This window comes from Aeromonas sp. 11P (assembly GCF_051920165.1).
GTDB lineage: Bacteria > Pseudomonadota > Gammaproteobacteria > Enterobacterales > Aeromonadaceae > Aeromonas > Aeromonas veronii.
This window is the reverse complement of record NZ_JBQBDJ010000004.1, coordinates 58,187-72,554: the sequence shown is the minus strand read 5'-3', so window position 1 is coordinate 72,554 and position 14,368 is coordinate 58,187. Positions and strand designations below refer to the sequence as shown.

Below are 14,368 nucleotides of genomic sequence, written 5' to 3'. Positions count from 1 at the left end.
ATTAATCGATATCCAGATATTTATGAGTCTGGATTGAGAGTCGCCAGTTACGCGCGATACAGGTATCCATCGCCAATTGGGTGGCCCTTGGCTTCTGGCTGATCGGCTGCAAGGCAATGACCACATCAGGGCGCAGGGTAGCAGTAGCGAGCAGCATATCCAGCTCTTCAATATGGTGCTCGGTGGCCACCGGATGCTTGATCTCGTTGGCCCGCTCCAGCGCCGAGACCAGCACAGGCAGCCCCCCTTTCATACCGATCTTGGGGGAGACGGTTACCCAGGTCTGCTCATGAGTCTTGATCTCGCTGGTGCCACTGGTTTCAATCTGCACCTGATAACCCGCCGCCAGTAATGCTGACGAGAGTTCGTGCAGATCGTAGAGGCAGGGTTCCCCACCGGTGATCACCACATGGCGCGCCTGATAACCCAGATCGGTAAAGCTCTTGATAATCTGCGCAGTGCTGAGTTGGCTCCAGCAATCGGATTCGTTGGAGCGATCCAGCACCGCCGCCTTACCCACTTCACGAGCCGGATCAACAACCCAGGTATGACGGGTATCGCACCAGGGGCAGCCCACCGGGCAACCCTGCAGGCGAACAAAGATGGCGGGCAGGCCGGTAAAGATGCCCTCCCCCTGGATGGTCTGGAAAATCTCGTTGATTGGGTAGTGCATCTCGATCACAGCTTGTTGCAAAAGTCGCGGATTATACCCCAAGCCACGGCAAGACGCAGGCTCACTCTGCGCTTTTCTCGCCCAGCCCGGTTTTCTCAAATAGTCTGGCCATGATGCCCGCCTTATCGGCCAGATAGTTGTTCAGGCCGCGACGGCGCAGTTCACACGCAGGACACGTGCCGCAACCGTCACCGGCAATGCCGTTGTAGCAGGTCAGGGTCTGCTGGCGCACCGTGTCGAGGTGACCATAGTGATCCGCCAGAGCCCAGGTCTCGGCCTTGTCGAGCCACATCAAGGGAGTTTCAAAACGGATGCCGCGATCCAACCCCAGCGACACCGCCTGATTGAGGGCCTTGACGAACTCGTCACGACAATCGGGATAGCCGGAGAAGTCGGTCTCGCAGACACCGGTGATCACAGCTTCGGCGCCCACCTGATAGGCATAGATGGAAGCCAGGGTCAGGAACAGGATATTGCGACCCGGCACGAAGGTGTTGGGCAACCCGTTATCCTGCAGCTCACAGCTGACAGGAATGTCGTCACGGGTCAGGGCAGAGACCGCCAGCTCATTGAGCAGCGTCACATCCATCACCTTGTGGGCGGTAATCCCCAGTGCACAGCCCAGACGGCGCGCGGTGTCGATCTCTTCCCGATGGCGCTGGCCATAGTCGAAGGTGATGGCGTGCACTTCATCATACTGGGCCAATGCCTGCACCAGACAAGTAGTGCTATCCTGACCACCGCTGAAAACCACGACTGCTTTTTTCATCTTGATAACTCCTTGAATTGTCACGCGCGGCGGCCTTCGGCAAAGTCCTGCCACTGGGTATTCAACCGATTGAACAGGGTCAGCAAGGGCGCATAGCGCTCCGGCCTCCCCTCCCACCGGGACAAGAGGTGATAGCCCGCCTCTATGGTAGAGAGGGCATCGGGAAAGGGTTTCTTTCGAATAGCATATTGACCGGCAATGGCACCAATGCCGATGCGGGGCAAGCGGGCCAGTGCCGGGTTGCTCTGCAACATGCGATAGGCTTTGCGCCAGGTGCCGTCAAGCAAGATAAAGGCGACGGATGCGGAGCCAGAGGATTCACTCTCCCACTGTTGGCGAAGATCGGTCAGCGAAATGGCATCCTCATCCGGCCAGAGCAAATAATAACTACGGGATTGGTCAGCCAGCAGCACATTGAGCCACTCATCGCGGGAAAAGTCCTCCCCCACATGGATCTCGCACTGTTGCAAAGAGGCTGCCAGCAGCGCCGCAGTCCCCTTGGGATGTGCCACCTCGTTGGGGTGCTGCAAGATGTAGAGGGGCGTGTGATTGTCAACCGGCACAATATAATCGCACAGGCAGGCTTTGAGGGCTCGGGTGCAACGTGTACAGTATCGACTGTTCTTGTCGTTGGACTGTTTCATGTTGTCAGACAAATCTGGATTGCTCTGGGTTATCACGCTCTCTCTCACCAGCTTGCTACTCTTCTTTACCGTTCCCAATCTTCAGCTCTCCTTCGATCGGCCCTTGATCGCTGGGGGCGAAGGGTGGCGGATCATAACAGGCAATCTGGCTCATACCAATCTGTGGCACCTGCTGCTCAATCTGGGCGGCCTCGCCATCCTCTATAGCCTGTTTCGCGACTATCTGGGTGGGGCTCGCCTGCCGCTGCTGATGTTGCTGCTCTGGTTGGCAGTGGGCTTGGGGATCTGGTGGTGGTGCCCGCAGACCCAGTGGTACATGGGGCTATCCGGCTCGCTGCATGGTCTGTTTGTCTGGGGGGCAATGCAGGATATTCGCCACGGACGCCGCACATCGGGCTGGCTACTGCTAGCGGGGATGGGGCTCAAGCTGGCGATGGACTTCTACAACGCAGGAGAGAGCCCGACCTCCACCCTGATCAATGCCAGGATACATATCGAGTCTCATCTTATCGGAGCTGGTGCAGGCCTGTTGCTCGGCCTGCACCGTGTATAACTGAGTGAGCCTGTTACGCACCAGCCAGCTCGGCATTGATGCTGGCCAGCATGGCGGCCGGATCGGCAGCCTGCGTAATGGGGCGACCGATAACCAGATAATCGGAACCCGCCTCGACCGCCGCTTTCGGTGTCATCACCCGGCGCTGATCCCCGGCCGCTGAACCGGTCGGGCGAATACCCGGGGTCACCAGCTTGAACTCATCACCCAGCAAGGCTTTCAACTCATGGGCCTCGTTGGCAGAGCAGACCACCCCATCCAGACCGGATGCCTTGGTCAAGGTAGCCAGCCGGATCACCTGCTCGGCAGGGCTCACATCCAGACCAAGAGGGATCATGTCGGACTGCTCCATGCTGGTCAGTACGGTCACCCCGATCAACAATGGCGCCTTGTCGCCATAAGGCAGCAGCGCCTCTTTGGCGGCACGCATCATCCGCTCACCACCACTGGCATGCACGTTGACCATCCAGACACCGAGCTCGGCACTGGCTGCCACCGCTTTGGCAACGGTATTGGGAATATCGTGAAACTTCAGATCCAGAAAGACATCGAATCCCTTGGCCACCAGCTGGCGTACAAACTGCGGGCCAAACAGGGTAAACATCTCCTTGCCTACCTTGAGACGGCACTGGGCCGGAGAGATACGTTCAACGAACGCTAAGGCATCTGCCTCGTGCTGATAATCCAGCGCTACCAGTACTTTGGGATCTTGCATCTCACATCCTATTGCTTGTTATTCACCGTCCAGACCTCGGATCGGCTTGATGGAACCCCACTGGCGACAAGACGGGCACTGCCAGAACAACGAGTGAGTGGCAAAGCCGCACTGCCGACACTTGTGGGTTGACTTGATTTTTATCTGCTCGCCGACCAGTTGTTGCAGCAGTTCGAGGCTCTCCTTGGCAGGCCCCTCCTCCGCACTGGCCAGTTGAAAACCCACCAACTGGTAAAAACCTTTCATCGATGGATGACGACGCAGCTGACGCAACACCAGCGAACGGGCCTGGCTCAGGCCATCACGCTCTTCAACCAGCTTGGCAAGGGCCAAGGTCACGCTGACACCGGCGTGATCTTCCACTGCCTTCTCAAGCAGCGGGATCAACGCAAGCGTGCGGCCCAACTGCTGATAGCACTCGAGCAATTTGGGCATTGCCTCGGAGGCAAAGTCGATATCCTGCTCGAACACCCGCAGCAGCTCCTTGCTGGCCTGCTCATACTCCCCCTCTGCCATGGCGAGCTCAGCGAGGCGCAAACTGGCCCGGGCACATGCCGGATTGATACTGAGCGCCCGTTTGAGCTTGGCCAGCCCCTCCCCTTTATTGCCCTCACGCAGCGCGATCTCGGCTTGCTCGCAATAGAAATGGGAAATGGGGTCGGCCAGCTTCTTGCCCTGGAATTTTTGCAGACGAACCGCCACATCGATGGCCTTATCCCAATCCCGCAACTGCTGATGGATGATCAACAGCTGTGCCAGCGCCGTCTCTTCATAGTCGCTGTCATCGCACAGCTCATTCCAGAGCGCTTCAGCTCGGTCCAGCAGACCAGCAGCCAAAAAGTCGCGCGCAAGCTCCTGCAGGGCAAGCTGTCGCTGCTCCCGGGTCAGTTGGCGGGTTACCAGGTTCTGGTGGATCTTGATGGCACGATCGACCTCCCCACGCTGGCGAAACAGGTTGCCGAGGGAGAGGTGTGTTTCGATGGTTTCACTGTCCACCTCAAGCAGTTGGATAAAGAGATCCACCGCCTTGTCGGATTCATCGGACAGCAAATAGTTGAGGCCCGCCACATACTGGCGGGAAAACTGGTTACTCTGTTTTTGGGTGTCCTGGCGAACACTCCTGCGACCCATGTACCAGCCATAACCGGCGGCGATGGGCAACAGCAGGAAAAGCAGTTCAAGCATTGAGGAACATTATTCCTTACCCGGTGACCGGGCCAGCTCCAACTCGCGGGATTGACGACGCATGGTGCGGTTGAGGGTGCGGTTTTGCATTTTCAGGCGCAGGAACAGCAGGCCGAATACCAGCCAGCCCAGCAAAAAACCGCCAGCGAAGAAGAAGCCCAACAGCATGGCAAGTGAAAACTCACCCTGAGCGATCAGGTAATTGAACTGAACCAGCTGGCCATTTTGTGAGCCCAGCGCCAGGGTCAGAACAAACACCAGCACCAGCGGAATGAGGGCCAAAATACGCTTCATAAGAGCTCCCTGTCAGTATCTAATGAGAGGCTGATTATCCTTAAAATCGCAGGCAGACTCTAGAGTGAATGGGAAAAGAGTTTAAGAAACAAGACGATTGGCACAGGAATCGGTGCCAAAAAGAAAAAGGCATACCCGAGGTATGCCTATTTCTGCATCATTCAATGATGTTGACGCGCTCGCGCAACTCTTTGCCAGGTTTGAAATGCGGGACATATTTCCCGGTCAGTTCAACCTTGTCCCCAGTCTTGGGGTTGCGGCCCACACGGGGCGCACGATAGTGCAGTGAAAAACTGCCAAATCCGCGGATTTCAATCCGGTCGCCGTTTTGCAAGGTCGACGCCATCTGCTCAAGGATCTCCTTGATGGCGGCTTCGACATCCTTGGCCGGCATATGCATGCGGCTGGCTGCCAGTTGTTCGATGAGATCTGATTTGGTCATAACGTTAAATCTCCTTCCCCGATCACATGCAATATTCATTTTGCCAGGATAAAAAAGGGCGGCGCAATGCCGCCCTTTTCTTGCATCAAGGATTACTCACCCTTGGCGGCTTTGAACGCTTCCATCATAGCATTGCTGAACACAACTTCTTCTTGTTGGTTCAGGTTATCGATAGCAACACGCTCATCAGCCTCGTCCTTAGCACGGACAGACAGGCTTACGGTGCGGTTCTTACGATCAACGCCCATGAATTTAGCTTCAACTTCGTCACCAACAGACAGCACCAGAGTGGCGTCTTCTACGCGGTCACGAGCAGCGTCGGAGGCACGCAGGTAGCCTTCTACGCCATCAGCCAGTTCGATAACGGCACCTTTGGCATCAACCTCGGTAACCTTACCCTTCACGATAGCACCTTTCTTGTTGTCAGCCAGGTACTTGTTGAACGGGTCTTCTTCGATCTGCTTGACACCCAGGGAGATGCGCTCACGCTCCGGATCCACTTGCAGAACAACGGCTTCGATCTCGTCGCCTTTCTTGAATTCACGCACGGCTTCTTCGCCCTGGTTGTTCCAGGAGATGTCAGACAGGTGAACCAGGCCGTCGATGCCGCCATCCAGACCGATGAAGATACCGAAGTCAGTGATGGACTTGATCTTGCCGGAAACACGGTCGCCTTTGGCGTGAGTTTCGGCAAACAGCTGCCACGGGTTGGATTTGCACTGCTTCAGACCCAGGGAGATACGACGACGCTCTTCGTCGATGTCCAGAACCATCACGTCAACCACGTCGCCAACGTTAACAACTTTGGACGGGTGGATGTTCTTGTTGGTCCAATCCATCTCGGATACGTGTACCAGGCCTTCAACGCCTTCTTCGATTTCAACGAAGCAGCCGTAGTCGGTCAGGTTGGTCACGCGGCCAGACAGACGGGTGGTCTCCGGGTAACGCTTGGCGATAGCAACCCAGGGATCTTCGCCCAGCTGCTTCAGACCCAGGGATACACGGGTACGCTCGCGGTCGAACTTCAGAACCTTGACAGCGATCTCGTCGCCAACGTTGACGATTTCGGAAGGATGCTTAACACGCTTCCACGCCATGTCGGTGATGTGCAGCAGGCCGTCAACACCGCCCAGATCTACGAATGCACCGTAGTCGGTCAGGTTCTTGACGATACCCTTAACTTCTTGACCTTCTTGCAGGTTAGCCAGCAGGCTTTCGCGCTCGGAGGTGTTCTCGGTCTCGATCACGGCACGACGAGAAACAACAACGTTGTTGCGCTTCTGGTCCAGCTTGATGACTTTGAACTCGAGTTCTTTGTTTTCCAGGTGAGCGGTGTCACGGATCGGACGCACGTCAACCAGAGAACCCGGCAGGAAGGCACGGATGCCGTTCAGTTCAACGGTGAAACCACCCTTGACCTTGCCGTTGATGATACCGATAACGGTAGCTTGCTCTTCGTAAGCCTTCTCAAGCTGCAGCCAGGCTTCGTGGCGCTTGGCTTTTTCGCGGGACAGCTTGGTTTCGCCGAAACCATCTTCGATAGAGTCCAGAGCCACGTCAACGGTGTCGCCGACGTTGATTTCCAGCTCGCCCATGGCGTTCTTGAATTCTTCAGCCGGGATAGCGGACTCGGATTTCAGACCGGCGTCAACCAGTACAAAACCGTTCTCGATAGCAACGACAGTACCCTTGACGATGGAACCTTGACGGGTTTCAACGGCGTTCAGGGACTCTTCAAAGAGTTGAGCAAAAGATTCGATCATTGTTTATGTCACAAATGAAACATCCACTTGCAATCCGGCACAAGCGGGGCTGTTTTAAATAATCTGCGCCATCCTTGGTGCAGACGACCGGATGTCAGCTTGCGCTGGCATCACCAAGTTGTTGCTCTGCATAGGCGAGTACTGTTGCCAGCACGTCATCTATGGTCATGGCGGTAGAGTCTACCACCAGAGCATCTTCTGCCGGTTTCAGGGGTGCAGTAGCGCGATTTCTGTCGCGATCGTCACGTTCCCGAATCTCGGTTAAAAGACGCTCAAAGTTAACATCAAAGCCCTTATCTTGCAACTGCTTATAGCGACGCTGGGCCCGTTCTTCGGCACTGGCGTCGAGGAAAATCTTCACCTCGGCCTCGGGGAAAACAACTGTACCCATGTCACGACCATCGGCAATCAGACCCGGGGCCTGGCGAAATGCCCGCTGACGGCGCAGCAAGGCTTCACGCACCCGGGGGAAGGCGGCGATTTTACTGGCAGCATTACCCACTTCTTCGGTGCGGATGGTGCGGGAGACATCTTCCCCTTCCAGGATCACCCTGACCAGATCGCCCTCAACCTGAAATTGCACATCCAGATTGGCGGCCAGCGGCACCAGTGAGGCTTCACTGTCCAGCTCTACATCGTGATGCAGGGCGGCCAGGGACAACACCCGATAGATGGCGCCCGAGTCCAGCAAGTGCCAACCCAGCTTCTCAGCAAGCAGCTGACACAAGGTGCCTTTACCTGCACCACTGGGGCCATCAATTGTCATTACGGGGGCCATCTGAGGCATAACTTCTCTCCTGCACTGTGTTGCTCCCATCCCGAAGGGGTGGGTTAATGGGCGCCGATTATACCCGAATGTGGTGAGCCTGGCAGTCATCAATCCGCACAAAGGGCCAAAACCCCGACGGACGGCTGTGCTTGTATCTCATTTGGAGATTTCATTAAGCAATGCAGGGACTTGTTCTTATGGTCGTTCCTGACAAGGCGCGCTAAACTGGCCCCCCTTTTTTGAGCCGTTAGTAGTAAGGAGCAACCTATGAGCAGCGTTACCCTCGTGGCCAAATCCAAATTGCCAACCCCCTGGGGCACCTTCACGCTGGTAGGTTTTCAGGAAACCGGCACAGGCAAAGATCACGCCGCACTGGTGATGGGCGACATTACAGGTGACGAGCCCGTGCTGGGCCGGATCCACTCAGAGTGCCTGACCGGCGACGCCCTGTTCAGCCTGCGTTGTGACTGCGGTTTCCAGTTGCAGGCGGCCATGGAGAATATCGCCAAAGCCGGTCGTGGCGTATTGCTGTATGTGCGTCAAGAGGGCCGTGGCATCGGCTTGCTCAACAAGATCCGCGCCTATCACCTGCAGGATCAGGGTGCCGATACCGTGGAGGCCAACGTGGCCCTTGGTTTTGCCGCCGACATGCGCGATTACACCATCTGCGCCGACATGCTCAAGCAGCTTGAAGTCAAGTCTCTCAAACTGATGACCAACAACCCGCGCAAGATGAAAGCGATGGAATCCTTCGGTATTCCGGTGGCCGAACGGGTACCGTTGCAGGAAGGGCGCAATCCCCACAACGAGTTCTATCTGTCGACCAAGGCCAACAAGCTGGATCACATGCTCAAAAAATGAGCCTGCATTGACGAATACCAGATAGTCAAACGCCTCCTATTCGGAGGCGTTTTTCTTGGTTCGACCACACATCAACCCTGGCTATCGCTGTGGTACGGTCAAATTGGCCAGCAGAGCTTCAAGCTCTTCGCCAGTGCGGGCAGCACAGTATTGTTCGACCCGCTCGCGGGTCAATTGCGGCGCGAGACGTCCAATCAGATCGTAGAGATAGCCACATAAAAATGCCCCTCTGCGCAACCCGATAGCGGCCACACCGCCTGGTAGCCAGGGCGCCGTTTTGAGCACCAGATCGCCATCGCGCTGGGGCTCCCAGGCAAAGATTGCCATCACCCCTATACCCATCCCTTGTCTGACATAGGTCTTGAGCACATCGCTGTCGCTCGCACAGCAGGCGATCCGGCTCTCGGCATGAGCGCAATCAGTGCCTTGAGCTGTGGAGAGAGCCCTTCCATCGGTCACCAATGCAAACTCCACCAGCTCAGCCGGGGTCAGCGATGTTGCTTTGGCCAACGGATGATCCTTGGGCAGCACCAAGCCCCGTTGCCACTGAAAAGAGGGGAGCATGAGCAGATCGCTCCCCTCCTCCGGTTCATCCGCCAGCAGCAGATCGGCCGCGCCATCATGCACGGCTGCGCGACACTGCGCAGCACTCCCTTGCATCACAGTTACGGCAACTTTGGGAAAGCGGGCCATGAACCCCTTGAGGATGGCGGGCAGAACATAACGGGCTTGCAGATGAGTGGCGGCAATGGTGAGGGTTCCCTGCTCCGGATGCACATGCTGCCTGGCCATGACCTTGATGGTGGCGACCTTGTCCAGCACCTCCGCGGCCACTTTGATCACATCACGACCTATGGGGGTGATTTGGGTCAAGTGTTTGCCGCTGCGCTCGAAGATCTGGATCCCCAGCTCATCCTCCAGCATCCGCACCTGTTTGCTGATCCCGGGCTGGGAGGTAAAGAGGCTCTCGGCGGTGGCCGACAGATTCAGCCTGTGGTTGGCCACCTCGACGATATAGCGCAATTGCTGCAATTTCATGGTGTAGCCCTCAAGCGAACCCACCGTTAATAGTAACAAACTTTCAGCAATGGCCCGCCACCATCAGGCCGGGCGATCCTTAAGTAGAAAATCGCGCAAGGCACGGTTGGCCATGGAGAGCGGATCGCCACGCCGCCACGCCACACAGAGATCGAGATAGATGGGCGGGTCAAAGGGCACGCCACTCAGATCCGGCTCCTCTTCCAGCACCATCCGCAAGAAGGTGGTCACCGCAAAACCTTGCCGCACCACCGCTTTGAGCAGAGGGATAAGATTGCTCTCGAAGGCGATATCGGGTTCAACGCCCAGGCTCTGGGCCAGCGCCTCTATATGCTCCCGGTGGTAAAAACCACGGCGAAAAAGCGCCAGCTCCTGAGCGAAAAACTGCGAGAGGGTGACGGTCGATGCGCCACGCAAGGGGTGATCGTCCCCCACCACCATCAACATCTCTTCGCTCAGCAGATGCGCTCCCTCGATGGCGGGGGGAGATCACTGGTGATGAGAATGGCCAGATCGAGGGAGCCATCCACCATCCGGCTGAGCAGCTCCCGGGTACCGGCCTCTTCGACCCGGATCTTGAGGCCGGGGTAGCGGTGCTTGAAGGCCATCAGACGAGGGGGGAAATAGTAGGAGCCCATCATGTAGGGGATCCCGATCCGCACTTCCCCCCGCTCCAGCCCCTTGAGCTCGGCCATCTCGGCCTCGGCCTGATGCATCTGCAACAACAAGCGCTCGGCATGGCGACAGAGCACCTCTCCCTCCGGGGTGAGCCGTACCGCCCGATCCTGTCGATCAAACAGGCGCAATTCGAGCTGCTGCTCCAGCTTGGCGATGGCCATGCTGATGGCCGGTTGTGCCACATGCAGACTGTTGGCTGCCTTGGTAAATGAGCCGGCATCCCTGACCGCCAGCAGATAGGTGAGCTGTTTTAGATCCATGTATCAATTCATCTTATGAGATAGATAACTTAAATATATTATATTTATAACCGCAAGGGCTCTACCCTGACCAAAAGTAGTCAGGACAATACGCAATGATTGAAGTTGGAAGTCGCGAGTGGATACGTGCAACCCTGGCCCTCAGCCTGGGCTCTTTTCTGGTGTTTCTGAATCTCTACCAGACCCATCCCCTGTTACCCCTGATCGCCGAGGTCTTCTCGGTCAACTCCCTCTCGGCCAGCTGGACCCTGGCCGGATGCACAGCAGGCCTTGCCGCCTCCCTGCTGATCTGCGCCAGACTGGCGGATCGCCATGGCCGTCGGCAGGTCATGCTGGGTACCCTCACCCTGGCGATCCTGCTCTCACTGTTAATCCCGCTGGTTGAGCAGTTTGGCACCCTGCTGTTGCTGCGCATCCTGCAGGGCGCGCTGCTGGCAGGACTGCCCGCGACCGCAATTGCATATATGGGGGAAGAGTTCAGCAAACGGGCGCTCCTCTCGGCGGTGGGGGTCTATATTGCCGCCAACTCCCTCGGTGGCATTGCCGGTCGGGTGGTCGGCGGCCTGCTGGCGGGCTGGTTTGGCGACTGGCAGCATACCTTTCTGGGGATCGGTGTGATCAGCCTGTCACTGCTACCGCTGGTCTTCTGGCTGCTGCCCCATCAGACCCGCTTTGTGGCGAGCGCCCCCGTTCGCGGCCAATTTGCTCGCGCCTTGCAGCAACACTTGACCAATCCCTTGCTGGTAGGGGCTTACCTTATAGGCGGGCTCAACTTTATGGTGTTTCTGAACCAGTTCAGTTATCTCACCTTCCTGCTGGCCAAGCCCCCTTTCTCCCTGCCCACCCAGTGGCTCGGCATGCTGTTTCTCACCTATCTCTCGGGGACTGTAGCCTCCTCTCTGAGCGGCCGATTTGCCAATCGCTGGGGGGCACAACGCATGCTGCTGGTCGGGATCGCCCTGATGGCCCTCGGGAGTCTGTGGCTGCTGCAAGCTAGCCTGCTCGGGATCCTGAGTGGCTTGCTGATCTCCAGCTTCGGCTTTTTCCTGGCACACGCCTGCGCCAGCGCCTGGGTCGGTCATCATGTCGAACACAACCGCGCCCTCGCCTCCTCCCTCTATCTGGTGGCCTACTATCTGGGAGCCAGTCTGGGTGGGCTTTACCTGCACCCGTTCTGGGAGCAAGGCGAGCTGGGCGGTCTGGTCATGGGAATTGAACTGGTCCTCATCCTGACGGCGGGCTTGAGCCTCTGGCTCGGCCGTCTCAAGCAGCGAAGCCAATCGCCACTGCCCGCCCAGCAACCCCACCGACACGGGTAACAGGCTCAGCGCAAACAGGGTCACCCACGAGCAGATAGCACTCTCGCAACCCAGCACCGCCAGATAGCAAAAGGGGTCACACCGGTGACCCCTTTTGCTGCGTTATTCAAGAGCCTGTCAGGCTCGCACCGCATTTAGAGCAGGATCACTCCTGATCGAAATAATCCGCAGGCACCGCGACCACAGCACCGGTCGCCACCTCTTCGGCAATCACCTCAGCCAGCGGGCGCAGGTGAAACTTGATCTGGCCGGAAGGCAACATCAGGCCAATATCGGGGTTGCGGGTATCCTGCATGTTGCCAGTTTTGAATGGCAGCTCGGGATAGCGAGCTACCAGATCTTGCAGTGAAGTGACCACCAGCTCGATATGTTCCAGACCCGCCTGATGGACGCGACCCGGTTTCGATGCAGCCAGCTCGATACAGGGTACCTGTACCTCACCAGCCAACAGCGGCTGATGCAACTGATAAGTGGCGATGGGACGTCCGCCAATCATACCCTCCACCAGCAAGGAGCCCGCCTCAGCCAGCACAGCACATAGCGCGCGGTACTCCTGCAGGGTAGCCGCCCGATAACAGAGGTGATCGACCGTTGGCTGTGAAATTATGACGCCAGTGGCGGACAGTTCGGCCAACAGCTGAGAAACAAATGGGGCCATTGGCCCCAGTGTGGAATCGAGTGGATGGGACATGCTTACCATTTCTTCTTGGGTTGAAACAGGACATCGAGCTCGTCGGCTTCCTTGTCCTTGATGTTTTGCAGATCCTGCGCGCTATTTTGCTGCTGCAGCTCTTCAAGCTCCTTGAGCCCCTGACGCATATCTTCTTCACGGGCCAGCAGATAGGGATCCTTGTCGCCCACGCTCGCCATGGCCGACAGACCCTTGGTATAGAGCTGGCGGCATGTACCATATTGGCCCTGAATGCGGGCATCCATCGCCCGCTTGACCAGATTGGAGATGTTGATCTTGAGCTGCATCAGCTCAAGGCGGCGCTCTTCTTGGGCAAACCCCTGAGGGTCAATCTTGCCCTTGTTGTGCTCGACCCGCAGCACGGCCCGCATCTTCTTGACCAGCTGCAGCATCTGGATCGCCTGACGATCGGACTCCGGGGTCTTGAACTGACCCTCATCCTGCACGCTGTAGTTCTCCTGCACATTCTTGATCTGGGTCTGTACATCAACGATGCGCTGCTTGATCTGATTGTTCGGCATCACCTGGGCGATGGCGCGATAGGCATCGAGGATCCGGTGCTGCAACAGCAACACCATGTTCTTGGAGAAAGGCACCAGATTGACGTTCAGCAACACCTCTTCGGTCTCGTCAGCCACCGTCTTGTGTCTGGCAACGGCGTGACGCTTGTCCGCCTCTGCCTTCTGCTTATATTGCTGCACCACGTTATAGGCGATAACCAAAAACAGGAGTGCGCCAATAGACAGCAATACCAAAGTTAAAATCATAGGATGTCCAAACCCCTGTTCCTATCCAATTGCGTGATCCTACAACAGCTTACCCACTTAAGGTAGCCTGCAGATCCCCCCTTGCCCACGATTTGTCACCAAGCTGTGCCCCCGGTCTCAGGGAGAGATTGCAGGATCAGGGGATGATGACCATGACGGTCACCTCCCCATAGTATCGCCCATCAGCGCCATTACTTGAGGTTAAAGCCCCGCGATTGCAGGAATCCCAGCATAAAAGGACGGGACTCCTTGCCCAGAATGGCGCGGATCTGGCCGCTCCAGGTCTGCTGTTTGTTGTTGCTGCTACGGGCCTGATAGTAGTCCGCGATCTGCTGATCGTACCGGGCCAGCAGGTCGCGATCCAGCTCGTGCTGGTAGCGCTCCTGATGCACCACCAATCCCCTGGGCAGACGGGGTTTCTGTTCCGGCTGCTGGGCAGGATGACCAAGGCAGAGGCCAAACAGCGGGATCACCTGATGGGGCAGGCCGAGCAGTTCGCTCACCTCGGCCGGATGGTTGCGAATGCCGCCGATATAGACCCCGCCCAGCCCCAGCGACTGCGCCTCCAGCAAGGCGTTTTGCGCCATCAGGGCGCCGTCGATGGCTCCGATCAGCAACTGCTCCGCATAGCCGGTCTGGGCCTCGGGCACGATCTGGGTGTGGCGGTGGTAATCGGTGCAGAACACCAGAAACTCGGCCGCCTGCACCACATAGGGTTGATTGCCCGCCAGCATGGCCAACTGCTGACGCGCCTCGGGCTCGCAGACTCGCACAATACTGGTCACCTGCAAAAAGCTCGAGGTTGAGGCGGACTGGGCGGCGGCGAGAATGGCATCCAGCTGCTGCGGGGCGATCGGCTCGGCAGTGAACTGACGAATGGAGCGATGGGAAAGGATAAGATCGATGGTCTGATTCATGGCACCTCCAAAATGAGGTAACACCATAGC

Annotated in this window: 16 protein-coding genes and 1 pseudogene; 3 read left to right on the top strand and 14 right to left on the bottom strand. The window is 57.3% G+C overall.

Annotated elements, in window-relative coordinates; translation table 11 throughout:
• Position 1: 1 nt before the first annotated feature.
• The 3 genes from queE to ACTG1P_RS00650 all read right to left on the bottom strand — a co-directional run bounded on the left by queE (position 2) and on the right by ACTG1P_RS00650 (position 2,086).
• Entirely contained in the window at positions 2-673 is a 672-nt protein-coding gene (queE, locus tag ACTG1P_RS00660) for a 7-carboxy-7-deazaguanine synthase QueE (RefSeq protein WP_201298737.1), read from the bottom strand.
• Positions 674-734: 61 nt separating this feature from the next.
• Positions 735-1,442: a 7-cyano-7-deazaguanine synthase QueC gene (gene queC, locus ACTG1P_RS00655; protein WP_335839035.1), complete on the bottom strand. Its 708-nt coding sequence runs from the start codon at positions 1,440-1,442 to the stop codon at positions 735-737.
• Positions 1,443-1,462: 20 nt separating this feature from the next.
• Complete coding sequence (locus tag ACTG1P_RS00650) at positions 1,463-2,086, bottom strand: tRNA-uridine aminocarboxypropyltransferase (RefSeq protein WP_440000180.1); 624 nt, start codon at positions 2,084-2,086, stop codon at positions 1,463-1,465.
• On the opposite strand from ACTG1P_RS00650, the gene rrtA reads away from it, so the two are divergent.
• Positions 2,085-2,639, top strand: coding sequence for a rhombosortase (gene rrtA, locus ACTG1P_RS00645; RefSeq protein WP_440000179.1), 555 nt, complete (start codon positions 2,085-2,087; stop codon positions 2,637-2,639). The two genes, ACTG1P_RS00650 and rrtA, sit on opposite strands and share 2 nt — an antisense overlap.
• 13 nt (positions 2,640-2,652) lie before the next feature.
• Here the strand turns inward: rrtA and pyrF are convergent, their stop codons facing one another.
• The 6 genes from pyrF to cmk all read right to left on the bottom strand — a co-directional run bounded on the left by pyrF (position 2,653) and on the right by cmk (position 7,825).
• Positions 2,653-3,354, bottom strand: a complete 702-nt coding sequence (gene pyrF, locus ACTG1P_RS00640) for an orotidine-5'-phosphate decarboxylase (protein WP_005351164.1) — start codon at positions 3,352-3,354, stop codon at positions 2,653-2,655.
• Positions 3,355-3,372: 18 nt separating this feature from the next.
• Positions 3,373-4,539 (bottom strand): lipopolysaccharide assembly protein LapB, encoded by a 1,167-nt coding sequence (lapB, locus tag ACTG1P_RS00635; protein WP_440000178.1) that lies wholly within the window; start codon positions 4,537-4,539, stop codon positions 3,373-3,375.
• A gap of 9 nt (positions 4,540-4,548) precedes the next feature.
• Entirely contained in the window at positions 4,549-4,833 is a 285-nt protein-coding gene (locus ACTG1P_RS00630) for a LapA family protein (RefSeq protein ID WP_005337143.1), read from the bottom strand.
• Positions 4,834-4,990: 157 nt separating this feature from the next.
• Entirely contained in the window at positions 4,991-5,275 is a 285-nt protein-coding gene (gene ihfB / locus ACTG1P_RS00625) for an integration host factor subunit beta (RefSeq protein ID WP_005299934.1), read from the bottom strand.
• A gap of 92 nt (positions 5,276-5,367) precedes the next feature.
• Positions 5,368-7,038, bottom strand: coding sequence for a 30S ribosomal protein S1 (rpsA, locus tag ACTG1P_RS00620; protein ID WP_005337148.1), 1,671 nt, complete (start codon positions 7,036-7,038; stop codon positions 5,368-5,370).
• Positions 7,039-7,132: 94 nt separating this feature from the next.
• Entirely contained in the window at positions 7,133-7,825 is a 693-nt protein-coding gene (cmk, locus tag ACTG1P_RS00615) for a (d)CMP kinase (protein WP_440000177.1), read from the bottom strand.
• Positions 7,826-8,074: 249 nt separating this feature from the next.
• Between cmk and ribA the strand changes: the two genes are divergently transcribed.
• A complete protein-coding gene (ribA, locus tag ACTG1P_RS00610; RefSeq protein WP_005351157.1) occupies positions 8,075-8,668 on the top strand; it encodes a GTP cyclohydrolase II in 594 nt (197 codons plus the stop codon).
• A gap of 81 nt (positions 8,669-8,749) precedes the next feature.
• Here the strand turns inward: ribA and ACTG1P_RS00605 are convergent, their stop codons facing one another.
• Together ACTG1P_RS00605 and ACTG1P_RS00600 are read right to left on the bottom strand one after the other, a co-directional pair.
• Positions 8,750-9,706, bottom strand: coding sequence for a LysR substrate-binding domain-containing protein (locus ACTG1P_RS00605; RefSeq protein WP_440000176.1), 957 nt, complete (start codon positions 9,704-9,706; stop codon positions 8,750-8,752).
• Positions 9,707-9,769: 63 nt separating this feature from the next.
• Positions 9,770-10,644, bottom strand: a pseudogene (locus ACTG1P_RS00600) (LysR family transcriptional regulator).
• A 95-nt stretch (positions 10,645-10,739) separates the two neighbouring features.
• Between ACTG1P_RS00600 and ACTG1P_RS00595 the strand changes: the two are divergent.
• On the top strand, positions 10,740-11,963 hold the full coding sequence (locus tag ACTG1P_RS00595) for an MFS transporter (protein ID WP_407957099.1): 1,224 nt from the start codon (positions 10,740-10,742) through the stop codon (positions 11,961-11,963).
• A gap of 145 nt (positions 11,964-12,108) precedes the next feature.
• Here ACTG1P_RS00595 and ACTG1P_RS00590 read toward each other — a convergent pair whose 3' ends face one another.
• The 3 genes from ACTG1P_RS00590 to nfsA form a co-directional block, all read right to left on the bottom strand.
• On the bottom strand, positions 12,109-12,663 hold the full coding sequence (locus ACTG1P_RS00590; protein WP_440000175.1) for a VOC family protein: 555 nt from the start codon (positions 12,661-12,663) through the stop codon (positions 12,109-12,111).
• Complete coding sequence (locus ACTG1P_RS00585) at positions 12,657-13,421, bottom strand: hypothetical protein (RefSeq protein WP_005337161.1); 765 nt, start codon at positions 13,419-13,421, stop codon at positions 12,657-12,659. The genes ACTG1P_RS00590 and ACTG1P_RS00585 overlap by 7 nt, the downstream gene beginning before the upstream one ends.
• A gap of 191 nt (positions 13,422-13,612) precedes the next feature.
• Complete coding sequence (gene nfsA, locus ACTG1P_RS00580) at positions 13,613-14,338, bottom strand: oxygen-insensitive NADPH nitroreductase (RefSeq protein WP_440000174.1); 726 nt, start codon at positions 14,336-14,338, stop codon at positions 13,613-13,615.
• Between the last annotated feature and the right edge of the window lie 30 nt (positions 14,339-14,368).

Coding starts and splice junctions, on each gene's coding strand:
- queE (WP_201298737.1), bottom strand. CDS start 673: ATGCACTACCCAATCAACGAGATTTTCCAGACCATCCAGGGGGAGGGC.
- queC (WP_335839035.1), bottom strand. CDS start 1,442: ATGAAAAAAGCAGTCGTGGTTTTCAGCGGTGGTCAGGATAGCACTACT.
- rrtA (WP_440000179.1), top strand. CDS start 2,085: ATGTTGTCAGACAAATCTGGATTGCTCTGGGTTATCACGCTCTCTCTC.
- ACTG1P_RS00650 (WP_440000180.1), bottom strand. CDS start 2,086: ATGAAACAGTCCAACGACAAGAACAGTCGATACTGTACACGTTGCACC.
- pyrF (WP_005351164.1), bottom strand. CDS start 3,354: ATGCAAGATCCCAAAGTACTGGTAGCGCTGGATTATCAGCACGAGGCA.
- lapB (WP_440000178.1), bottom strand. CDS start 4,539: ATGCTTGAACTGCTTTTCCTGCTGTTGCCCATCGCCGCCGGTTATGGC.
- ACTG1P_RS00630 (WP_005337143.1), bottom strand. CDS start 4,833: ATGAAGCGTATTTTGGCCCTCATTCCGCTGGTGCTGGTGTTTGTTCTG.
- ihfB (WP_005299934.1), bottom strand. CDS start 5,275: ATGACCAAATCAGATCTCATCGAACAACTGGCAGCCAGCCGCATGCAT.
- rpsA (WP_005337148.1), bottom strand. CDS start 7,038: ATGATCGAATCTTTTGCTCAACTCTTTGAAGAGTCCCTGAACGCCGTT.
- cmk (WP_440000177.1), bottom strand. CDS start 7,825: ATGCCTCAGATGGCCCCCGTAATGACAATTGATGGCCCCAGTGGTGCA.
- ribA (WP_005351157.1), top strand. CDS start 8,075: ATGAGCAGCGTTACCCTCGTGGCCAAATCCAAATTGCCAACCCCCTGG.
- ACTG1P_RS00605 (WP_440000176.1), bottom strand. CDS start 9,706: ATGAAATTGCAGCAATTGCGCTATATCGTCGAGGTGGCCAACCACAGG.
- ACTG1P_RS00595 (WP_407957099.1), top strand. CDS start 10,740: ATGATTGAAGTTGGAAGTCGCGAGTGGATACGTGCAACCCTGGCCCTC.
- ACTG1P_RS00590 (WP_440000175.1), bottom strand. CDS start 12,663: ATGGTAAGCATGTCCCATCCACTCGATTCCACACTGGGGCCAATGGCC.
- ACTG1P_RS00585 (WP_005337161.1), bottom strand. CDS start 13,421: ATGATTTTAACTTTGGTATTGCTGTCTATTGGCGCACTCCTGTTTTTG.
- nfsA (WP_440000174.1), bottom strand. CDS start 14,338: ATGAATCAGACCATCGATCTTATCCTTTCCCATCGCTCCATTCGTCAG.